This is a genomic window from Myxococcales bacterium (assembly GCA_022563535.1).
Lineage (GTDB): Bacteria > Myxococcota_A > UBA9160 > UBA9160 > UBA4427 > DUBZ01.
Window position 1 is genome coordinate 35822 of the sequence record JADFNE010000026.1, and the last position, 22165, is coordinate 57986.

Genomic DNA, 22165 nt, shown 5'->3' on the forward strand with positions numbered 1-22165 from the left:
GAAGTAGAAGTAAAGAGAAGCAAAAGAAGAGGAAAGAGAGATGCCATTGCAAACAATTCCCCCCATCCATGTGTTCATGTTCGTCGTTGCGCTGATGTTTGCGCCACTTGCGGCCTCGGCAGCGACCAGCGTCGGTCACGTCGTCAGCGTCGAAGGCGAAGCCTATGCCCAGGCCCCCGGCGAGGAAGCGCGGCGACTCGAGTGCGATTCCCCGATCTATCGCGACGACTTGATCACCACGATGGAAGACCCCGGGCTCGCGATCATGTCCGGGGATGCCTATGTGCGTCTCGCCGGGAACAGCACGATGCGCTTCGGGATTCAGCAAATGGGGCCACCCGCTCTCGATCTCCAGAAGGGCCAGGTGCGAATGATCGACATGGGGAACGGAAGTCGCACCGGAAGCATCTCGACCCCGGGACTTCTAGTCGCCGACGCCCGTTCGAACAGTGAAGCGCTTGTGTTCACCGAGAAGGTCTGGACGGTGTCGATGATCTGCAGCCGAGATGATGCGCTCGGTGTCGAACGCGTTGGCAACTCGAGTGAGCGCATGGTCTCGAACCCGGGCCAGTGCACGATCAGCAAGCCGAAAGAACGGCTGTATACCGCCGTCGCCAGTCACGCTCCCCTCGAGCTGCTCGCGCGAGCGCAGTGTACTCCGCTCGAGGTTCAGGTGGGGCTGGCCAACCGCTTCGCTCCGGGGGACCTCGCGGGCCTGCTGCCCGCGGTGGCTGCCGGACCGCCCGGCCTGGCGCCACCGGCAGCGCCGGTCGCTGCGCCATCGTTAGCGCCTTGCACGGCGGGTGCTGCCTGCTCGCCAGATTTCCCATTTATCCCAAATCCGCTCCCGCCGATGCCACCTGCGGCCCCCTGAGTTTCGCCGCGGCGCCGAGATGATCCGGACTCGCTATTCGTACGATCGCTTCGCATGGTGTTACGAGTGGATTGCTTCCGTGATTTCACTGGGCGCGATCCCGCGAGTCAAGGCGTCACAAGTGGTTGCACTCGAGCCGGGGCAGCGGGTGCTCTACGTAGGGGTCGGCGCTGGCGAAGACGCGCTGCTGGCCGCCCGGCGCGGAGTCGATGTCACCTGTCTCGATCTGTCGCGGCCGATGCTGCGTCGCGTGGCCAAGCGCCTGGACAACGCGGGCCTCAAAGCCGAACTCGTACACGACGATATCCTCGACCACACGATCTCCGCGCCCTATGACGCGGTGGTGGCCAATTTTGTCCTCAACGTGTTTTCGGAAGAGACCCTGGTCGTGGTGATGCGACACCTTGCATCGCTATTGGCACCCGGAGGAAGACTTCTGATCGCCGACTTCACGCCTCCCGGTCGCAACCCGGCTCGACGCTTGTTGTACGCGGCCTACTACCGCCCGATCAATTGGCTCGCCTGGGCGCTGCGCCTGTGCGCGTTGCATCCCATCTACGACTACTCGGACTACCTCGATGTCACGGGTCTGCGCCTGATTGCGCGCAGTCCACAGCCACTGTGGCGCCATGGGCTGGGAATCGAAGGCCCGTGTCTGTTCGAGAGTCTCCTGACCGAACGCCTGCCCGCTGGTGCCGAAACTGGGATCAGCCCATCCGTGACGGCGGAGTGAACTGGTATTCGCCAGCTCCCAGGATCGCTGAAGCCAGTGGCTGGCCGAGCGCACAACTGAGCAATTCTTCGGGGCGCCGTCCCTGATCGGGGAAGAGTGCCGCGCCGAGTCGAGCCGTGAGCTGGGTGAGCGATGGGTGAACGCCATCGGGGAGTTCGAGGTCTGCCAGGGCCGTCATCACCGGGCCGGCTGCCTGGTAGATGTCGCTCTGGGATCCCACTTCACCCAAAATGATTCCAAAGGTATCTACACCCATTCGAGCGACGGTGTCTTCGGCGCCAAAGAGTCTCCCGAGCGCGTCGGCGACGAGACGCAACACCCGGTCGCAAGGTTCTGCGCTGCAACATTCACAAGCGGCATTGAATCCGTCGAGTTGAATCATCATCAAGGCGAAGTTGCGCTGCTGATGCTGGGCGCGTGTGAGGGACTGTCGCAGGCGATCTTCGAACAAGATGTCGTTGGCGAGACCGGTGGTTTGATCTCTCACGGCATCGTGGATTCTCTGGCGTTCGGGAAGATTGACGGGGTTGAGCGACTGCCTGCGATGATGCCGTTCGATGGCGCGTCGGATCAAACCGGGCATGCTCTTGCGTTCGACCCGATCTTTGATCACGTACTCCTGTACCCCACCTTCGCTCGCTGCCATGGCGAGGCTGCGGTCGCTATTGCCGGTGAGGACAATGATCGGCAGATCCTCCGAGAATCGACAGGCGCTCACCAGCGTGAAGATGCCGGAGCCGTCGGGCAGACCGAGATCGAGCACCAGGGCGTCAAAGTGATTCTGTTCGAGTCGCTCTATGGCGGCGTCGAGATATTGAGAGTGAGTGACTTCGAATCCGTGGTTGTTCAAAGTCGTGCGAATCAAGTCGCTGTAATCCGCATTGTCTTCAACGAGCAAGACGCGCAGCGTCTCGTTGGATCCGGGGACCGGACCTCGATCGCTCGGGGGCTCTTCTGCCAGTGGCATCGGGGATCCTCGCTCGTGGTGAACGGCGGCGTCCCCACTCCAGTAAAATCGGAGCAACTACAGGTTTTCTTTAATCGGGTCGATCAGGGCGCGGATGGCAGGTCCCAGATCGAGGTGCTCACCTCAGCCGGTTCAGGGGCACTCTGGGCCTCGACAGAGGGGCTCGAAGTCTCCTCTGCGATGTCGCTCTCGCCGGTTGGATCCGGGGTCGCCGATTCGTGATCTGGGCCCAGGCCGCCCAACTCATCGATCTGCCGGCGAATCTCCTGCGCCTCGTCGATGCGGTTCTGGTCCCTCAGGAAGCTCTCAAACGACTCGAACAGTACCTTTTGATCCGTGGGCTTGGCGGCTTTTAATCCGGCCATCACCTCGGCGAACAGGCGGGAGGCGGATTCGGTCTCGCCGTCGGCGGCCAGGATCCGGGCTTTGGTATCGAGAACCATGGCGCGGTTGATGCCACCGATCTTCAACTCTTCGAGGTTCTTCAGTGCGAGGTCAACGTTTGTGAGCGCTTCGTCGAGGCGGTTCGATTCGAGATAGACAAGCGCGACTCCGTTGAGCGCGATGGTCTCAATCACACTCACAGGATTGATCTCGCGCAAGGTCTCGAGCGCGGCCAGATACAGTTTTTCCGAATCCTCGTATCGCCCGACCTCGAAATACGCCGTGGCTGTGAAGAGTCTGGCCTTCACCAGTTCCGCTGATTTCGGTCCCAGTAGATTTTCAGAGAGGGTGAGGCTTTTTTCAGCGTGCTCGACCGCGAGATCGAACTGCTCGATACTGATCTCCGCTTGCGAGAGTCTCTGGTAGGGCTCGATCAACGTCGACGAATTTGCACCGCTTTTCTGCACTCTCAGATCGAGGGCGCGCTGAAAGGAAACACTGGCTTCTGCGGTCGCGCCCGCGAGCAGTTGAAGTCCGCCGAGTTCCAGCGCTAGATCGCTGAGGCCCGGATACGAGAACTCAGTTTCGTCTCGAGTTTCGTAGGTGATGATCTGGAGCACTCGAGTTGCGGCCGCATCATTTTGATCCCGCCGATAACTCGTAGCCAGGCGTTCGAGGTTTTTGAAGCTCACCCGGCGCCGTACATCGCTCGACCGATAGCGATTCGAGAGCTTGAATGCGGCCAGCAGACTGTGCTCGGCGGCGGCGTGGCGACCCAGGAGCAAATGCTGCCGTCCTTCCTTGACCAGGCGGCTCCACTGCTGCGGTTCCGCGGTGTCAGTCTCGGCGTCGCTGTAGACGTCTCTCCGGCGGCTCGAATCCGTCGACAGCTCCGAGTCGCCACCATTAGCCGCGTCACCGGTTCGCATGGAAACCGTCGATCCAGCCAGCGTGCATCCCGAACTCGCCAGGCAGAATGCGGCGAACGCCGAGCCGGTAATCAGTATTTTCAAGTGGCGCTTCAAAGGGTCTGCTCCATCAGTGGGCCGTGAGCTTAAAACATTTTCAAGCCATCGCTCGGTGCGCCAAAACAAAATCACTGCTGCCCAATGCCTTCATCGGCAGACCCGGGCATTCTGTACAGGCTTGCAGAGACCGGAATGACTTGAGAGCTTGCTTCAAGGCAATTTTTTCAGGATTTCATCGTCGCTGGGGAAACGACCCTCAGCGTGCTTCGAAAACACCAGGTTGCCATCGCAACTCACATCGAATATGCCTCGCTCGCCGGCAACTAACGTGCAGTCGTTGCCCGTAGTGGCAAGTATCGAGGCCGCCAAACTGGTGGCTTGAGGCAAGTAGTTTCACTTGCCGCAGTATTCGATCACGATCTTCATGCATTCCCTTTCAAGCGTTCAGGTGATCGATCGCAGCCCATCAGACTCGGTTGCTCCAGCCTGGTGGTCGCGCTCCGAGTCCGGCGGTTGCGTCGCCGCTGCGAAGAAAGTGCGAGCCTAGCATACCATTCCCCCGGGGATCAGGACTCGAAGGTGCCGCCGCCCGTCGGCCTCCCGCGATCGGGGGCAAACTTCGCTAACCTACCGACGAAACGAGGCAATTCCGGCTCGGCCCGCTGTGGCCAGGCGTCGTTTGCGCCCGCACCGCGAGCCGGTCCGACCGATTCCGAGACGGTATTTTGAGAAATACGCCGGAGCAGTCCGGGTTCGACTCCACACAGTCAGGTGGGTCGTTCGGTTGTTGAGTGAAAATGCCCAGAGGGTCAGCAGGAGGTCGAAGATGTTTCGAGACGAGATCAAGGTTCTGGATTGTACGATTCGAGATGGGGGCCTGATCAACAATTACCAGTTCAAGGATGACCTGGTCAAGGCGACTTATCGCGCAGCGTGCGACGCCGCGGTCGACTTCTTCGAAATTGGCAAGAGACTCTGCGAGAGCGAGGACTTTCCCCGCGACCAGTATGGTGCCTGGAACTTCTGCGACGACGATGACATCAAGCGCGTCGTCAATTCGTATGAAACCGATTCTCGCCCGCTGCTTGCGGTGATGTTCGACGTCGGAAGAGTCGATGTCGCTGCGCTCAAGCCGCGCGATCAGACGGATCTCGACATGATTCGGACCGCGTGTTACGTGAAGGACGTCGACAAGGGACTCGAACTCGTCAAACGTTGCAAAGATCTGGGTTACCTGACCACGCTCAACATCATGGCGCCGTCGGTGGCCATTGAAACGGAGTTGATCGAAGGGCTGCAAGCGGTAAACGAATGCGACGAGACCGACTATTTGTACCTGGTCGATAGCTACGGTGCTTTCTATTCCGAGCAGGTCGCGCACTACATCGATCTCTACCGCACACACGCGCCGAGCAAAGAACTCGGGTTCCACGCCCACAACAATCAGCAACTCGCCTTCGCGAACACCCAGGAGGCAATCATCCGCGGCGTCAATTTGCTGGATGCGACGGTCAACGGGATTGGGCGCGGGGCAGGGAACTGCAACATCGAACTGCTGTTGAACTTTCTCCAGAATCCAAAGTTCAAGGTCGAGCCCATCTACGAGGTCATTCAGGAGCACTTTGTGCCGCTGCGCAACGAGATCGAGTGGGGCTACAACGACATCTATGGCATCAGCGGTTGCCTGAACCAGCATCCGCGCGCGGCGATGCGTCAGCGGGCTGACAAAGCATTGCGGGACAACTGCCACGACTTCTATCGAGAGTGCCGAAATCTCGACTGAGCGTCTAAGCGAGAACCTGGGCGAGAACCTGGGCGAGATCAGTCGAGAAGCGAGACGATCCGCTCACAGCGTTCGAGCCGCTCGATGCCGCCTGACTGGATGCGACTGGCCTCGGTTGCGAGGTCGAGCATCTTGCGATTGACCCAGCTCGCCGCGAGATCTTCTCGCTCGGGCGCCACGTCCGCCTGAAGCAGGAGTTCCGAGCCTACGATCACGGCGATCACCATGTCGGCCAGAGGCTTCGAACAGAGCAGGGCGTAGGAAAAATCCTGGGCCAGGGCCATCGAGGCGTCCTCGATCTGGCTGATCCCAACTCGCACTTTTTTGGCGAGTTCGCTGAGTTCGGGCCGAGCCAGGGAATCGAGTTCTTTGTGGAGCTCGTCGAAGACGATCGTCAGCGCGCCCTTGCCGATCTCTTTGAGTGCAAAGCTCACCTGAATTTCCGACGTGCCCTCGTAGATCGTGGTGATGATCGCATCATTGTGCAGCTTGCCGACCGTGGATTCGGCCATGAATCCGATTCCACCGTGTACTTGAATGGCTGCGCGGGTGATCCAGTCCGCAGATTCGGTCGCCTGGTACTTTGCGAGAGGCGTCAGCAGACGCGTTCGCACTGAGTTTCTTTCGTGGATGCGTTTCAACTCGCTGAGCTCGCTCTCGGACATATCCGGGTTTCGAGCCATGTGTCGTTCGATGGCGTTATTGCGATCTAGCAGCAGCAGGCAGCGATAGAGCAGGGCGCGGCTGCCTTCGAGGTCGCGCACCATTCTCGCAAGCAGGTTTTTCATCAGGGGTTGTTGGCCGATGGGGATGCCGAACTGTTTGCGCTGCTTGGAGTATTGGATGGCTTCGTGAACAGCGGCTTCTGCGATGCCGATTCCCTGGGCCGCCACGCCGACTCGAGCGTTGTTCATCAAGTCGAGCATTGCCTTGAATCCCTCGCCCTTGACGCCAATGCGGTACGCGTCGGCGTCGTCGTAGCGAATTGCCGCGGTGGGCGAACAGTGGATGCCCATTTTGTGTTCGAGTCGCTCGACGATGACGCCATTGGGGCTGCCATCGCGTCGGGTGCGCGGGCAGATGAAAAGCGAAAGACCCTTGGTGCTGCCCTTCGATTCCTCGTAGTGGTCGTCGTCGCGAGCGAGCACGAGATGCACCTCGGCGCCGCCGTTGGTGATGAAGATCTTCTGGCCGTTGAGCTTCGAGATTTCGCCGTGGTCGCTGGCGCGAGTTTGAATCGCCCCCAGATCGGATCCGGCTTGAGGCTCGGTAAGATCCATCGACCCCATTACTTCACCACTGGCAAAGCGGGGCAGGAACTCCCGGCACAGTTCGGGTGAGGCGTAGCGTTGAATGTCCTCGGCCGTGCCCGACTGCAGGCCAAGGATCGTCATCAAACCGGGATTGGCACGTGAGATCATCTGGATGACCACGTTGCTTACGAACCCGGATAGATCGAACCCTCCGAATTCTTCGCGAACGTTCAGGCTGACGAGCCCCGCTTCTTTCAGCAGGTCGTAGGCCTTTTGCGTGGCCTCGGGAAGTATCACCTCGCCGTCGATCAACTCGGCCGGAACGTCCCAGGTCTCACGACAATCGGCTTCGATCTTCTCGCAAATTGAAGCACAGGTTTCGAGCACACTGCGAAGTGCTTCGGTTTCACTTTCGACATCTGCGTCGTCGCCTTTGGCCAAGGTGAAGTACGACTCCCAGTCGGCCAGACGATCGAGATAGAGAGTGATTCCGTCGTGAAAATAGGAAGGCATGCTTGACTCCAATCCAGCGCCGAGAGATCTCGCGCTGGGGTTGGCGATGATCGTGACGCGGGGAATTGAACCTGTGTTTACGCGATTGTGCAATCTCATATTTCGGCTTGAGCGGCAAGGAAATTGAGAATTCCGATATGAGAAGAACGCACGTAGATTCGATAGAACTGGGGGAAAAAGGAGGACCGGGAGTCATGACTGGCAGTCCGGTTCCTAGGATCTACGCCGGGGCTTCCTGGTTGTGCGCGATTTCTTCCGCGCAGACGATTTCTTCCTTGCTACGGATCGCGTGGAGCGCTTCGATTTTGCAGGGCGACGATTTTTCTTGCGCGGCAGCCCCTCTGCCGCGATGCGCACATTCGCGATCTCCGCAGCACCGGCTCGTCCACCGGATGGCGTGATGACTGGACGTTGAAACTCGATCAGTCGGCCTTCGCTTTCGAAGCTCTCTTCTTCGATGTGGATGTAGCCCGCGCGGTGAAGCGCCGCGAGCAGGACCTCGAAGAGCCCCCGGTCGTAGTCTTGTCCGAACAGTTCGTTGAATAGTCTTCCGCTGCTCGGGGCGCTCTCGCGATTCAGGGATTTGAGGATGCGCTCCATTGCGCTCTGCTGCGCCGGGGTTGCTTCACCGTAGTCTGCGACCAGGGTGGCTGCGGGTGCGCAGAAGTCGCAGTGCCCACAAGAGTCTTCGGAATCGGCCTGGTCGCCAAAATGACGGACGAGTCTCAGCATCCGGCAGCCGCGGCTGTCTGCGAATCGCGCGATTTCGTCGAGTTGTGCTTTGCGATGCTCGAGCTGGGCGCGGTAGGGCTCGCGCCAGCGATCGTGTCCTCGGGTCGTCGCTTCTCCGGGACCCGCCACTGCGCCGCCGTGAATCCGGAGCTTTTCGAGCGCCCGTTCAAATTCCTCAGGGTCCAGCTTGAGCGATTGCTGTAGCCGGGTCTTGTCGATCGGCTGATCTCCGAGCGCTGCGAAGATCTTGGCCAGGACCTTCGTGTCGGGATAATCGCGGTTCAGGAACCATTCGTGGGTGCGGCGGTCGATATAGCCGTGCAGGAGAAATGCGCGCGAGGGCAGACCGTCGCGCCCCGCGCGACCGATTTCTTGATAGTAGCTCTCGACACTGCCGGGCAGGGCGAGATGGATCACGCTGCGAACATCGGGTTTGTCGATTCCCATGCCGAAGGCCACCGTCGCAACGACGACCTCGAGGGATCCGGCCAGGAAGGCGGCGTGAACCTTGTCTCTTCGCTCGGGATCCATGCCGGCGTGATAGGCCGCGGTGGGATAGTCCTCGCCGAGTTCGTCGGCGAGGGCTTCTGCCTTCTTTCGCGTCGGGGCATAGACGATCGCGGGTCGACGGTCGCTCGGGCTGAGCAGCCGCGCAGCGGTGTCGTTGCGCAGGGAGGGTTTGAGTTCGACCACCTCGATTGCAATGTTGTCCCGGCGAAACCCGTGGATGAAGTGTTGTGCGCCCGGGACCGCCAGTTGCTCGACGATATCGTGCTGAACCCGCATGGTCGCGGTCGCGGTCAGTGCGACGATGGGAGCCGGTCGCAACAAGGGCAGGCGCTCCTTCAACATTCGGTAGTCGGGTCTGAAGTCATGGCCCCATTGGGAAATGCAGTGGGCCTCGTCGATCGCGATCAACGCGGGTTTGCGGCGTGCGAGCATCTCGGGGAATCCCGGAACGCTCAATCGTTCGGGAGCGATGAACAAGAAGTCGAGTCGCCCGGCCAGATAATCGAAACAAACCTGGCGCGAATCTTCGCGGCTGCGCCCCGAATGAATGCGCTCGGCGATGAACCCGCGCTGTTTCAACGCAATGACTTGATCCTCCATCAATGCGATCAAGGGGCTGACGACCAGCGTGGTTCCCGCCCGGGCGATGCCCGGAAGCTGATAGCAGAGGGACTTGCCGGCCCCGGTGGGCATCACGAGCAAGACATCGCTTCCCTCGGTGAGGGTGCGACACACCTCTTCTTGATGCGGCCGGAATCGTTCGAAGCCAAAACGATCGCGCAGCAGCCCATGCAAGCGGTTCGAGGGAGTCGGAACCTTGGGTGGGGCATTGGCCGATGTGTCTTGGAGTGTTGGTGCCGCGGGGGGAGCGCTACGGGCTGCCGCACCGGATGGTTTCGCGCGGGAGGGTTGCGTCCGAGCTTTGGCGCGGGGTGGTGCCCCTGCGGTCGATCTGGCCTTCGCAGCGTCGTCGTGTTTGACACTCGCCACGACGTCGCGCACGTACTGTTCGATTTCGGAGATAAATCGTTCGAGGCTGACGCTGCCGTCTTGAATCTGTTGGAGCTTCGCCTCCCAGTGGCCGGTCATCGCAGGGCTCTTGCTGTGGGGATGGACCAGTCCAATCAGGCGAATGCCCTTGTCGCTCGCCAGCAATGTCTTCTTCTCACGCTTGAGATACGCCCGGGTGATCAGGATCTCGATGATTCCGGCCCGGGTTGCGGGTGTTCCGAGCCCACACTCGCGCATGGCTTCCGACAGATCTTTGTCATCCAGGGTTTTGCCGGCAGTTTCCATCGCGGTCAGCAGCGTTGCTTCCGTGAAGCGACGGGGCGGCCGGGTTGCCTTGTCGTCGACATGAACCTCGAGCATCTCAACTGGCAGATTCGGCCGAAGTTGTGGGGGGAGTTCCGGGTCACGGTTGGCAAGCGAGGCGGCTGCGGCGCTTCTCGGCTTGCGAACTTCGGTCTTGCGCGGTGCGCTCGGGAGGGGTGGGTCGAGCACCCGCCAACCGACCTGGTCCAGCTTGGTTCCGGTGCTGCGATACAGATCCACGTCCGCCGCTACGGATTCATCGTTCTCCGATTGTGTGATCGCGGTGATGACCGTGGTTGTGGAATAGAGATGATCTTCATGCCAGGCGGCGAGCAACCGACGACACACGAGATCGTAGATACGCTGCTCGTCGCGACCGAGGCGACTGGACCCACGCGCAGTGTCCGTTGGGATCAGAGCGTGGTGATCGCGAACCTTCGCGTCGTCGACGAACCTCGCACCCAGTGGGCGGCTGCCGCAGCCCTCCGCGAGGAGTTCGGTGTAACCCGGGGAGATGGCTGCGACGATCCGGGGAAGCGTTTTGGCGTCATCTCGTGTGAGCACTCGGCTGTCGGTTCGCGGGTAGCTCAGCAGCTTCTTCTCATAGAGCGCCTGTGCGAGATCCAGGGTCTTCTTGGCGGAGAAACCGTAGAGTCGATTTGCGTGGCGCTGTAGCTCAGTCAGGTCATAGAACAACGGAGGGGGTAACCGACGTTGACGTCCGCTGACCGAACGAACCTGTGCAGTGCCTGCGCGCGCGCGATCGGCAATGCGCTGGGCTTCGCTCCCGTCGACCGGCAGGCGACACCCCCGCTGGCTCGAGTCCTGCTCCGGGGGCTTGCTCTCGTGATCGGCTGCAGTTGCAGGGGCTGGCGCCAGGTCATGGGTCTCCGGCCGGATGTAGACGCCCTCGTACGAGGTCGACGAGGAGACGCCCTGATCCGCATTCTCCGTCGGCCGAAAGACCGCGCGCACTTCCTTGTAGTCTTCGGAAACGAATCGGCGGATCGCCAGTTCGCGGTCCACCACCATGGCCAGGGTGGGTGTCTGGACGCGACCGACCGACAGCATCTCTCGCGGCCCGCCCTGGCGAAGCGTGTAGGCCCGCGTGAGATTCATCCCTACCAACCAATCGGCGCGGCTTCTTCCCCGGGCCGCGTCGGCCAGGCCGTCAAACTCCTGGGCCGGGCGCAGGTCGGCAAAGCCCCGGCGAATGGCGTCGTCGGTCAGTGACGAGATCCAGAGCCTGCGCACGGGTTTGGTTGCGCCCGCCGCTTCGTAGATAAAACGAAAGATCAGCTCACCTTCGCGACCGGCGTCAGTGGCACACACGACTTCGTCGATGTCTCGGTCACACAGGATTTGCTTGATGATTTCGAACTGGTGCCGGGTTTTTTCGTAGACCCGCAGAGGCCAGTGCTTGGGAATCATCGGCAGGCTGGCGAGACTCCATCGCTTCCATTGGGCATCGATCTCATGAGGTTGCGCCGGAGAGGCCAGATGGCCGATCGCCCAGGTGACCACGTAGCCATTGCCCTCGAGGGCCCCGTCGCGCCGATGGGTCGCGCCCAGAACCTTGGCGATATCCCGGGCCACTGATGGCTTCTCGGCCAGCACTGCAGTTGTCATGGGCGGGGTCCGACGTGCGCCTGTTTTCGCGTGTTCGCGGGTTCAAACGTCATGCATTGAGTTTCTGGGGAACCGTGCGGGGGGCTGCACGCGGTACGAGGGTAGCGCGGACACATCGTTTGGGGAGCGATAAAACTTGCTCGATCGTGCTTCGCCCCGCATCATCCGCCCGTGCGCCGCCCGAACGCGTTGGCGCGACGTTGTGCAAGAGGGGGGGGGGGAGCAAGATGAGCAACTTTGTAATCCATGGCGGGCGCCCCATCAAGGGGCACGTCCGGGTCAGCGGGAACAAGAACGCCACGCTGCCGATGATCGCGGCTGCGCTCCTCACCGACGAAGAAGTCGTATTGGAAAATGTGCCCGCGATCCGAGATGTCGAATCCATGCTCGAGATCGCGAAGTATCTGGGCGCAGAAGTGACTCGCGAGCAATCGACAGTTCGCATCCGCGCGCGCGAAATCGTGACCCATGAGATTCCCTGGGAGCTGTGCGAGAAGAACCGTACGAGTTTTTTGTTTGTTGCTCCGCTGCTACATCGTGTCGCCGAAGCCCAGGTGCACCCGCCTGGCGGGGACATGATCGGGCGGCGAAGACTCGACGCGCACTTCTATGGCTTCGAAAAATTGGGTTGTCGAGTCGACCCAGAATCCTACAAGCTGGTCGCGCCTCGTGGGATGCGCGGCAGCGTGATGTTTTTCGACGAAGCCAGCGTCACGGCGACCGAACACATCCTGATGGCTGCGGTGCTCGCCGAGGGTGTGAGCGAAATTCGCAACGCCGCCAGCGAACCTCATGTGCAGGATCTGGCCGCGCTCCTGGTCGAGATGGGGGCAGAAATCTCGGGCATCGGTACCAACACCCTGGTCGTGACCGGGGTTACGAAATTGCACGGCACGACCCATCGGATCGAGGGAGACCACATCGAAGCCGGGAGCTTCCTCGCCCTGGCCGCAGCGTTGGGCGGCGACATCGTCGTCGAGGGGATTCGCGGGAGTCACTACTGGATGATCCACCGGCTGTTCGAGCGCTTCGGGATCGAATTGGAGATCGGCTCGGATTCGATTTATCTCGCCGGCGATCAGGTGCCGCGGATTCGCCAGGACGTTGGCGGCAAGACACCCCGAGTGGACGATGGTCCCTGGCCGCAATTTCCATCGGACCTGATGAGCAGCATGCTCGTGCTGGCCACCCAGACCCACGGTTCGGTGCTGTTCTTTGAAAAACTCTTCGAAAGTCGCATGTACTTCGTCGATCCGCTGATTCAGATGGGCGCCAATATCATTGTCTGCGATCCACACCGGGTGGTGATATCGGGCAAGACTCCGTTGGTGGGGCAGACGGTCCGGAGTCCGGACATCCGCGCCGGCATGGCGCTGATTATCGCCGCGCTTTGTGCGACGCAACGTCCGAGCGTGGTGCAGAACGCCGAAATCATCGATCGCGGCTACGAGAACATCGTGGGAAAACTCACGGCTCTGGGCGCTTCCATCGAGCGAGTGGACGACTGAGCGGGCAGGGCACCGCGCAGCCTTCTGTTCCTACTCCCAGTCCCACGGCCCGCCGTCAGTCGATCACGCCATCGAGCGTGTAGTAGTCCAGGTCTTCGGGATCGAATCTACCCATGAATTTGAAAGGCAGTCCCCTGGGTAGAGCCGCCATTGTTTGTTCGGAAATTGTCATGCGCTCGGGCTTCGCCACTCTCTGCAGCTGCCCCGCAACGTCGAGCACCGCGTTGTAGGCGATGCCGCGTTTGAGATCGACCAGAGATTTGCCAGAGTGCACGCCGATGCGGAGGCGGAACGCTGCGTCGAGGGTGTTCTCATTTTGGTTGAAGAGATCGAGGCGTGAGGAAACGGCACTTCCTGCCCGAATTGCATCGAGACTCGACGCGAAGAAGCAGATGAGTTCATCGCCATTGCTGTTGAGTACGTGGCCCTGGAATTCGTTCACGATTCTTGTGATGAAGCAACGAAACCGCTCGAAGCTCACGATGATTCGCTCGGGTTCACTGATGTCTTCCTTCATGCCGATCGAATTCACGATGTCGATGTCCATGAAGCTGCCTTCGACCGAGAACTCGCCGCCGAGCTGGATCTCGCTGGCCGGAATTTCCACGGCCTCGCTGCCGAAATGGCTCCCGGGTTGATTCAGGGGCACGGCGGGGGCGTAGCGTTCAGTGAAGTCTGCGAGTGCGGTTCCTTCGCGATTGCGGACGTCCATCAAGATGCGTCCAATCTGGATCTGCGAGCCAGCGACAAGGATTGCCGATTGGATCGAAGAGCCGTTGACCAGGGTCGGATTGCTGGCCTCGCTCAGATGTTCGATGACAAAACTTCCGTTTGTCTGGCGGATGACCGCCTGGCGGGTCGAGACGCTCGAGTCGTGCAAGAGGATTGCGCCGGGCAGCTCCGAATCGCCGAGCCGACGACCGATCATCACCTCGTTGGCGTCCACTGTAAACTTTTGCCCGGTGTCCGTGCCCTCGAGCACCAAAAGCTCGATGCCAGGCTGCATCCCCGGGGTCGGAGAGGTTTTTTTGTTCCGCGATCTGAGCCAGCGCCTCAATACGAGATTTCCCCAAGCAGCCTGCGTGGCAAGCGCGCGAGCAAGCGGCTCGCACAGGATAGCTGCGAATTTGAGGGAATTGCCCGTTTGATCGCGAGCGACACTTACGAAACAAGACATCACGAAAGTGGCGCGATTTTCCCCTCAAATGCAGGTTGGACCGGGTCTTCTCAGGTTTTTGCTTGTCGGGCTTTTGCCTCGGCCGCGAATCTTGCCGTCAATCGAGAAGTTCACAGATCAAGGGCGCCGAAACTGATATCCTGTGCCTGTGCAGACCCATTCCCGAGGCTCAATTCCTCTCGCCAATCACTTGATTCAAGACCTGCGAGCGGGTTCGCCCATCGCATTGGTCAAAACCACTCGCATGGTGACACAATTGTTGGTCGAGTATCGGGCCTACGACTTCGCCGATCGCTGGGGTGACTTCGTGCAAGACGTACTGGGTCGGCTGCTCAAGTCACCGTGGTTTGCCAGCGACGAAATCGAATTCCGACTGCGGCGTACCACCCTCGCCGCCCTGAGTCAGCACTTGCGCGCGACGACGGACTGGACTGAAGACGGTCAATTGCCCTGGTGCGAGAGCAGTCGGATGAACGAGCAGAGTGCCCCGGATACGGCGTCGCTGGTCGAGCAGTTCAGGATCGAGGTCGAACGACTCCCGGAACAGCGATCACAAGTCGTATTCGATGTATTTGGAGAGGGGCGCAGCTTTGACCAAATTGCGGCCCAGCGGAAGATCCCGTTGCGCATGGTAAAGAGGTTTCTGCGGGAGAGCATTTGGGATCTCAGGGAACGCTGCACCAAGCATGGTCGCAGCTTGCGAGAAAACGACGACGAGCGGGTCAAGAGTTGCCTCAAGTCTCTCGAGCTCGACCTGCCCGCGTTTTTGGTAGAGCCCCATCTCGACGAATGGCGTGACTTTCGCGCGCACTATCCAGTTTGTCAGGATTGCTCGATCGTCGTGGCCAATTGGTCCAACGTGGAAGCGATGATGCGCGAAGCCTGTGGTGGATCGCATCGTCACCCGGAGGCCGAAGACCTGATTGCCCTGCACCGGGACGGAGAGGGGCTCGCGTACTCCCAATACGTGGCCACGATGCGCCACCTGGACGGTTGCCCGCCGTGCAGCGAGGCAATGACCCTGCTGGCCCAACTCGACCGGCGTTCGGTCGCCGACATGCTGATCCACCGGGCGAACCGCCGAGATCGCTTCACGGGCCGCGGTCGAGTTCGGAACTGGTTCTCCCGCACCCGCTCTCGGCTGAGTTCATACCTGAACGCCTAGTCCGCGACCTCGTCGCGATACCACTTCCAGAGTTTTTCGAGTCCGTCTTCGACCCGAGTGGCAGGCGCATAGCCGAGCAGTCGCTGTGCCTTTTCGATGCTGGCAAAGGTAATCTTGGGTTCGCTTGCCGGAGCGTCGGGGGTTGTCAACATTGCCGTCTTGCCGATCAGCGATTCAACGATGGTGACGAAGTCGGACATCAGCACCGGTTCACCGCGACCCAGGTTGATGATCTCGAATCCGAGGGGGGTGTCGAGGGCGCCAATGACGCCCGCGACGATGTCGTCGATGTAGGTCCAGTCGCGCTTCATCTCGCCGGCATCGAACAGGGTGATTTCTTTGCCTCGATAAACCCGGTCTGTGATCGTGAAGGGCATCATGTCCGGCCGACCGCGCGGACCGTAGACGCTGAAAAAACGCACTGCGGTGAAGTTCATTTCGTGCAGGTTGTAGTAGGTGTAACCGAGAATCTCGACCGCTTTCTTCGAAGCGGGGTAGGGCGCGAGCGGGTGGTTGCAGGGATCCGTTTCGATGAACGGGAGCTGCTCGGTTTTGCCGTAGGCCGACGAAGTGGAGGCGAACACAAAGCGGTTGCAGCCGAATTCGCGCGCCGCCTCGAGCAGATTGACGGACCCCACGATATTGACCGCGGTATAGAGCGGTGCGCGTCCGATCGAGTAGCGGACATTGCCGTAGGCCGCGAGATGCGCGATGGCATCCGGGCGGTGGGTTTCGACCAGATTTGACATCGCCTTGGCATCGGTGATGTCAGCCTCGGCAAACACGCACTGCGAATGATCCTGAAATCCCGAAACGTTGGATCGCTTGCGCGCGGGATCGTAGAAGTCGTTGAAGTTGTCGACCGCGATGATTTCATCGCCACGGGCGATCAGCGCCTCGCAGAGATTGGAGCCAATGAAGCCCGCCGCCCCTGTAACCATCACCTTCATTTTCGTGGGTCCGCTTCCATGTCCGGTGCGGAGGTCCGCACGCTAGTCCGTCGAGTTGGATGCGAGTATATGCGCAAATCGCGGCTCTGGCTCAGGCGGATTCGCGATGCTCTGGGCCTCAGGCGAACCGTTGCGCGGTCGGCCGGATCACTTTGTCGTGGTAAGCGTCGATGGATTCGAAGAGCGGCTTGGCGTCAGTTGTCTGCGCGGTGATATCCGCGAGCACTTGCACCCCCTGCTCCGCGAGATTCTGCACGATCGATCGCATCGCGAGTTGTTGGGACGTGGCTTCCGGGGCCAGGATGCGGGGATCGAAGCGATCACAGCGCATTCGGAGCAGCGTGAGGGGATGGTCGTCGCCACCGCCGTCAATCAGGATGTCCAACAACACGACCGGCTTGGGGCCGAGACCGTGTACCGCGACGACGGCAAGTGCACGCATGCGCGAAAACGCGATGACGCTCCGCCCCACGCCTTCGATCACGACCGCGAATCCTTCGGCGGTAACGCTGTCCGGAACGGCCTGGGTGATTGCGCCATCGGGAAAATCTTCGCGGGCCATCTCACTCAAATCAGTGGCCTCGCCGAAAGCACTTCTGTCGGTCTCTTCGAAGAAAGCACTGGCCTGAGGTTTCGTACCACTGGTTTGGGAGTAGGCACTTTCGGGCCGGTTGGGCGCCAGGGCCTCGGCCAGCATCTTCATCTCCGCGCGCGTCTTGTCGTCGAGATTCTTCGCAGAGAGTGCGCGCTTGGCCGCCTCCGCGGCAAGTAGCGTGTTGACTTCAACTGCAATCCGCGCGGCCTTGGCCGCGAGGGACGGGGTGAGGCCGCGATTATTTTCGTTGAGTGCCTGACGCAGCGCGATGGTGACAGCCTCTTCACCCTGCTCGCGTCCGAGACTCGGAATCAGGCGGATCAGTGTCGGGGCATCGAGTAGAACATCGGGCGCGTGCTCCCTCAGCCGTCCCCAGATCCGGCTCGCAACCGCGTCGGCACCCCGGCGCATTTCCTCTTCGATCAGACGCACCACGGCGGGTGCCGCCTTCTTGGTTTGCTGGAGTTCGATCGCCACGTCCCAGTACGCCATCACGACGTCTCGGTTTCGGGCGCTGCGCTCTACTTCAGCTTCGAGCATGAAGAAGGCGCGGTCTGTGTCACCGCTTGCCCTGAGCGCGAGGGCACGTTTGAGATCGAAGTGTGCGGCCTTGCGCGGCATGCTTCCGGAGGCGCCCTGGGTAGCGGGCGCGTCGCTCTTTTCGAGACCCAGCGCAGCGATCAGCAGTGCCAGCCCGCCACCGATGACTGCACCGGCCGCGTGTGCTGAATATCCGACTGCATTGTCTATTCCACGCGGTAGCGCGCCCTGGCCGATCACCCAGAGCGAAGCTTCGTACACCAGCCAGACGCCGCCGAGTGCCCACGCGGGTGCGCTCAGATTCGTCTTGACCCAGGGTGAGAGCCATTGCAGAAAAACGACGGGTTCATCTTTTTGACGAATCAACACTGCCGCCACGAGCCCGGCGATCAGCGCCGATCCCCCGGCGAGCGCCCGATTGCTGTCGGGATGGCAGAGCATGTAGGCACCCGCGCTCGCGAGCACGATGAGCGAGGTGTTCACGGCCAGAAGCAGGGGTCCCCAGCGCTTCTCGAGCAAAGGGGCCACCAGCATCAGTAGGATCACGCTGGCGATCAGGTGCAAGATTCCATCGTGAATGAGAACGTGCGCTGTCAGTCCAACTGCGGTTCCATCCGCGGGAATCAGCCCGAGCCGACGAAAGGGATGCTGGTTCAAGGTAGAGATTGCGGTTTCTACAATGCCGTCAAAGGTAGACTGCGCCAGTTCGACTTGGCTGCGATCCGACTTCTTCCGCATGAATTCGAGCAGGGAGTCGTTCTCGAAATGGGGATTGACGGCGCGCACCACCCTCATCTGGTCATCGCTGACCGCGATGGTCGGGTCGCGCGCGACCATGCGTGCGGCCTGGAAGTGGGCTTCGCGAGATTCGCGCAGCAGGGGCCCGTAGTTGAACTGAACCACCAGACCCACGACGAGCCAAATCGTCGCGATGCCTGCGCTCAACAGCGGTAGTGAATCCTCTTTCGGAAGCGCTTTTTGCAGCTTCGCCATACAGCTCCCCGTCGTTCGACTCGTGCCGAGCTTTTATATCGACCACCCGAGCCTTGAATTTCAGTTTCGCGCGGTCAGATCGCGAATCGGGCACGCGAATTGTCGAATACGGCGCTGGAGCATTCCCATGGTGCTGAGATATTGCCGCACACCTGCAACTTGACTGCTTGTTGGGGATAGACCGATGCCCTCTCGACCCGCGCTACTGGATCCCCAACCTCTTCATCTTCTTGTAGATGACTGCATTGCCGAGTAATCCAAGAGTGACTGATTTCACTGCAGGTGTGGAAGTTCGGGTGGTTCCGATCTTCGTGTACCGGATTCGGATCTGCATGCTCGACAGAAGCTCATGCTGCGTCTTACGGCTTAGTTCTGTCCATGAGACAAAGACATCCGCAAGAGCTTCGATTGCGTCTGTGTCGATTTCTAGTGGCCTCTCCGTTCGATTCTGAAGGGATCTCAGTGCTGCAATCTCACCGTCGATTCCAGAGACTCGCTTCGTGAGATCGGCGATCTCGATTGCACCGGCTTGATAGGCGTCCATGACCCGTCGTCTCTGGTTTGAAAGCTCAGCAATTTGACGCTCGGTCTCACGAGCATCTGGGCTCGCTACTTGGCTCTCGGATCGTTGTCCCTGTTCGATCAGTTGAAGGAGCGTCTCTGGATCACCGAGACAACGCTCCAAAACTGCGCCAACTGCGGCCTCGACTTTGTCCCTTGTCATCTGTCCAGTCGAGCAATATTCCCGTTTGCCGTTCACCAGGTCACGGTAATTACATCGATAGACCCAAGTGTTTTGGCGATGGTCGAACTGTGAATTGATTGGCTTTCCGCATTCTGCGCAGTCCAGGAACCCTTGGTAAGCGAGGGGGCGGTCTGCAAGTTTAGGAAGTTTCGGGCGAGCCCCCCGGATCTCAGTCAGCCGTTGCTGGACCTTTTCAAAATCATCTGGGGTGACTAGAGGTGTCTCGAAAGCCGTGTGCTCATAGCAATCTTCGGGGTCCCGGGGGACCGAGCGTCCGCCTCCCAGCCAACGCCGATCTACGCGGTAGACACCCATATAGAGGGGCTGGCGAAGAACACTTGCGACCGAATCGGAGCCCTTGAGGCCCACCTGCCGAGCAATCTCTGCAAAGTTGGTTTCACCAGAGAGGAAGATCTCAAATATCCTTCGGACTCGGTCGGCTTCCGGGTAGATGTACTTCCACTGCTTCTCTTTATGGTCAAATTCGACGCCGCGGGGCACTCCCACATTCCCGGCCTCAGCCTTCCAGCCTTTTTCTCTACGTTTTCGCTCTCGGCCTGCGCTTGTTCGGCGGATGATGTTCTTGCGCTCGGCAGCAGAGATTTCTGTGTTGATGACGCTGAGAAGTGCGTCGGAATCATTGCGTAGGTTGTAGACGCCTTGGGGCGTGTATAAAGTCGTCTTCGAATCGATGAAGGAGTCCAGAATCTCGTAATCACCGAATCGACCCCGGCGAAACAGGCGATCGAAGGCGCTGAGTACCACCCCGTCGATACTAGGTTCGCGCAGGCGACTTAGAAGGGCTGTGAATCGTGGATCGGCGAGGACTGCCGTTCCCGAAACGCCATCAAGTTCCACCGTCTGGACAATCGTAAGGCCGTGCAATTCGGCTAGTCGCCGACAGTCATCTCGTTGGACAGGGAGTCCCTCTTTGCCCTCAGCTGCTTGACTGGCACTGCTCACTCGGAGCAATGCGATCACATTCTTCTCGATCATCTTCTGTCCTTAGGCAGTTCTTCGCTGCCAACATCAATCGCTCAAGATCACCCGAGTCAACGGCGGTCTGAAGTTCTGCCAGCTTTACACGCTTTTGCTTCGCGATGCCAACTGCAATTGAGACAGCCTTTGCGAATCCATTGTTCATTTATTTACCTCACCGCTTGATATGCCAGTACGGGTTGGGGCTCCCGTTGATACGGGCTGCTGCTTGCTGTGCTGGGAGGGAACTGGCCGAAGAAGACTGAACTTCGGCGGGATTTGTTGATTGTGCTTGGCAGGAGGTAGTGCGGCTGTCGCCACCTCCCGCAAAGATCGGAGTCAGTTTGGGTTTCCAGAGAGACAGGAGACCAAGGCGGTATTCAGGACCGCCGGTAGGTCTCCCCTTTAGGGGGCCTGATAGTCGGCAATGATTCTTCAGTGAAATCATGGCGTTATATAGAACCAGTCGTAAGAGCCTACGGTCGTGAATGAATTCGCGATTTTCTCTTCTATTCCACATGGTTAATCCCGCCCGGTCCTGAGTCTTTTTCAGACCCGACCGCTGACTTTGGTCCTGACTCAGCTAGGAACAGCCTGAAATCGCCCTTTGTTTTGCGGTTCCCGCGGTACTCGATGGAACCGTCGGCCTGCGCAGCAGTGATCGCACGCTGAGTAAATTGCCTGGAGAGTCCAAGCTGAGATTTCGCTGCATCTATCAAATCGCCACGGGTAATCCCCTTGCCCTCGCTTGCAGCGATGATCTCCACGACCGCACGAACAGCACCTGATTCTCTATCGAGTGTGGCCGGTACAATTGCTCCTCCTTCTAGAATCTCAAACTTCCAAGGCTCATCAGGCAGCATCGTGTAGTTGGACTTTGTTACCTGGACGTTGATAATGCGTCCCCCACGAGCATTTGATGCATTGGATTTGGAGTCGATGCCAAGCTGAATTACGAGTCTGGAAAAATCCGTGATCTGCATGTTTCCGGTAATTTGGGTCGGATTCATTTGACGCCCGATTTGCAGGTCTTGGTGTCCAGACTGATTGAGGTGATGCACGGCTACGACAGTTGAGTTCGTTGCCTGCTGGATCTGTCCGAGCCAGTTGTGGCTCTCGGCAGCGCCTTCCTGACTGTTCATCGAGAAGCCGGACGCGGTGTCGCAGAATCGAGAGTACGGGTCGAATATGATGCCGTCAGTCTTGGTGTCGCGGCGGTCGCAGAACTCTTCGAGTTCTTCTACCAGTTCGGTCCCGAATTTCAGGCCCGGTCGAATCTCAGGGATTATTAGATTCTGCTTGAGAAGGCGGATTTGCTCGTCATTGAACTTCTCTCCCGGCCAGTTGCGCACTGTCTCGTCGAGTCGCCGCTGCAGCTCCTCTCGATCGTCTTCTTTCCCGATGATGATCCAGGTTCCAGGGCCTATCGGCTTGAATGGTCCAAACTCAGTACCCGTTGCACCGGAAACAGCCATGGCCAGGCACAGCCGCCCCTTGCCGACCCCACCAGCCCCCGCGACCATGGCAACGATTTTCGCCGGGAGAACCTCGTGGAAGATCCAGTTTCGGGCCGGGGGTCGAATGATGTCAACGCCATCGAACCAGGAATCGATCGAGCCGTCGTCTAGCCAATTCGATCCTGAAACAACAGCGATCTCCCCGTCGCCTTCGACGGTGGCATGACTGTTCCCAACTTGATCAATGCATGCGGGTTCTGGTCGGATATGCGAGAGAGGTAACCTAGTCACGTTGTGGGAGGGCTGATCGCTACTGCTGGCCCACTCGATTCCCAGCCACTCGGCGGCTTGGTAGACCACTTCCTGTGGGAGGATTTTCGCCAGTGCCGGGGCTCCA

General features: G+C 59.7%; 15 protein-coding genes. 5 read left to right on the forward strand and 10 right to left on the reverse strand.

Translation table 11 applies throughout. From position 1 onward, the window contains the following. Window positions 1-40: 40 nt before the first annotated feature. Together IH881_10200 and IH881_10205 are read left to right on the forward strand one after the other, a co-directional pair. Window positions 41-874: a hypothetical protein gene (locus IH881_10200; GenBank protein ID MCH7868055.1), complete on the forward strand. Its 834-nt coding sequence runs from the start codon at window positions 41-43 to the stop codon at window positions 872-874. Window positions 875-953: 79 nt separating this feature from the next. After that, on the forward strand, window positions 954-1607 hold the full coding sequence (locus IH881_10205; protein ID MCH7868056.1) for a class I SAM-dependent methyltransferase: 654 nt from the start codon (window positions 954-956) through the stop codon (window positions 1605-1607). Here IH881_10205 and IH881_10210 read toward each other — a convergent pair. The 3 genes from IH881_10210 to IH881_10220 form a co-directional block, all read right to left on the reverse strand. Next, window positions 1582-2574: a diguanylate cyclase gene (locus tag IH881_10210; GenBank protein ID MCH7868057.1), complete on the reverse strand. Its 993-nt coding sequence runs from the start codon at window positions 2572-2574 to the stop codon at window positions 1582-1584. The genes IH881_10205 and IH881_10210 overlap by 26 nt on opposite strands. A gap of 83 nt (window positions 2575-2657) precedes the next feature. Beyond that, complete coding sequence (locus IH881_10215) at window positions 2658-3983, reverse strand: tetratricopeptide repeat protein (protein ID MCH7868058.1); 1326 nt, start codon at window positions 3981-3983, stop codon at window positions 2658-2660. Window positions 3984-4136: 153 nt separating this feature from the next. Then, window positions 4137-4313, reverse strand: coding sequence for an Rdx family protein (locus IH881_10220; GenBank protein ID MCH7868059.1), 177 nt, complete (start codon window positions 4311-4313; stop codon window positions 4137-4139). Window positions 4314-4752: 439 nt separating this feature from the next. Between IH881_10220 and IH881_10225 the strand changes: the two genes are divergently transcribed. Next, window positions 4753-5709 (forward strand): aldolase catalytic domain-containing protein, encoded by a 957-nt coding sequence (locus IH881_10225; protein ID MCH7868060.1) that lies wholly within the window; start codon window positions 4753-4755, stop codon window positions 5707-5709. A gap of 38 nt (window positions 5710-5747) precedes the next feature. On the opposite strand, the gene IH881_10230 is transcribed toward IH881_10225, so the two are convergent. Continuing rightward, window positions 5748-7475 (reverse strand): acyl-CoA dehydrogenase family protein, encoded by a 1728-nt coding sequence (locus IH881_10230; GenBank protein MCH7868061.1) that lies wholly within the window; start codon window positions 7473-7475, stop codon window positions 5748-5750. Window positions 7476-7688: 213 nt separating this feature from the next. After that, a complete protein-coding gene (locus IH881_10235) occupies window positions 7689-11660 on the reverse strand; it encodes a DNA topoisomerase 3 (GenBank protein MCH7868062.1) in 3972 nt (1323 codons plus the stop codon). A gap of 227 nt (window positions 11661-11887) precedes the next feature. Here IH881_10235 and murA point away from each other — a divergent pair, with 227 nt between their 5' ends. Continuing rightward, window positions 11888-13168, forward strand: coding sequence for a UDP-N-acetylglucosamine 1-carboxyvinyltransferase (murA, locus tag IH881_10240; GenBank protein MCH7868063.1), 1281 nt, complete (start codon window positions 11888-11890; stop codon window positions 13166-13168). A 55-nt stretch (window positions 13169-13223) separates the two neighbouring features. On the opposite strand, the gene IH881_10245 is transcribed toward murA, so the two are convergent. Then, window positions 13224-14174, reverse strand: coding sequence for an FHA domain-containing protein (locus IH881_10245; GenBank protein MCH7868064.1), 951 nt, complete (start codon window positions 14172-14174; stop codon window positions 13224-13226). A gap of 319 nt (window positions 14175-14493) precedes the next feature. On the opposite strand from IH881_10245, the gene IH881_10250 reads away from it, so the two are divergent. After that, window positions 14494-15510 (forward strand): hypothetical protein, encoded by a 1017-nt coding sequence (locus tag IH881_10250; GenBank protein ID MCH7868065.1) that lies wholly within the window; start codon window positions 14494-14496, stop codon window positions 15508-15510. On the opposite strand, the gene IH881_10255 is transcribed toward IH881_10250, so the two are convergent. The 4 genes from IH881_10255 to IH881_10270 all read right to left on the reverse strand — a co-directional run. After that, window positions 15507-16460: an NAD-dependent epimerase/dehydratase family protein gene (locus IH881_10255; protein ID MCH7868066.1), complete on the reverse strand. Its 954-nt coding sequence runs from the start codon at window positions 16458-16460 to the stop codon at window positions 15507-15509. The two genes, IH881_10250 and IH881_10255, sit on opposite strands and share 4 nt — an antisense overlap. A gap of 118 nt (window positions 16461-16578) precedes the next feature. Beyond that, window positions 16579-18588 carry a rhomboid family intramembrane serine protease gene (locus IH881_10260; GenBank protein ID MCH7868067.1) on the reverse strand — a complete coding sequence of 670 codons (2010 nt, stop codon included), beginning with the start codon at window positions 18586-18588 and terminating at the stop codon, window positions 16579-16581. 202 nt (window positions 18589-18790) lie between these two features. Continuing rightward, entirely contained in the window at window positions 18791-20329 is a 1539-nt protein-coding gene (locus tag IH881_10265) for a recombinase family protein (GenBank protein ID MCH7868068.1), read from the reverse strand. 491 nt (window positions 20330-20820) lie between these two features. Then, on the reverse strand, window positions 20821-22165 hold a 1345-nt coding region (locus tag IH881_10270; protein MCH7868069.1), incomplete at its 5' end, for an AAA family ATPase.

Excerpts from the sequence above, each read along its gene's own strand:
- murA (MCH7868063.1), top strand. The coding sequence starts at position 11,888 with ATGAGCAACTTTGTAATCCATGGCGGGCGCCCCATCAAGGGGCACGTC.
- IH881_10210 (MCH7868057.1), bottom strand. The coding sequence starts at position 2,574 with ATGCCACTGGCAGAAGAGCCCCCGAGCGATCGAGGTCCGGTCCCCGGA.
- IH881_10225 (MCH7868060.1), top strand. The coding sequence starts at position 4,753 with ATGTTTCGAGACGAGATCAAGGTTCTGGATTGTACGATTCGAGATGGG.
- IH881_10235 (MCH7868062.1), bottom strand. The coding sequence starts at position 11,660 with ATGACAACTGCAGTGCTGGCCGAGAAGCCATCAGTGGCCCGGGATATC.
- IH881_10200 (MCH7868055.1), top strand. The coding sequence starts at position 41 with ATGCCATTGCAAACAATTCCCCCCATCCATGTGTTCATGTTCGTCGTT.
- IH881_10230 (MCH7868061.1), bottom strand. The coding sequence starts at position 7,475 with ATGCCTTCCTATTTTCACGACGGAATCACTCTCTATCTCGATCGTCTG.
- IH881_10245 (MCH7868064.1), bottom strand. The coding sequence starts at position 14,174 with ATGCAGCCTGGCATCGAGCTTTTGGTGCTCGAGGGCACGGACACCGGG.
- IH881_10265 (MCH7868068.1), bottom strand. The coding sequence starts at position 20,329 with ATGATCGAGAAGAATGTGATCGCATTGCTCCGAGTGAGCAGTGCCAGT.
- IH881_10255 (MCH7868066.1), bottom strand. The coding sequence starts at position 16,460 with ATGAAGGTGATGGTTACAGGGGCGGCGGGCTTCATTGGCTCCAATCTC.
- IH881_10260 (MCH7868067.1), bottom strand. The coding sequence starts at position 18,588 with ATGGCGAAGCTGCAAAAAGCGCTTCCGAAAGAGGATTCACTACCGCTG.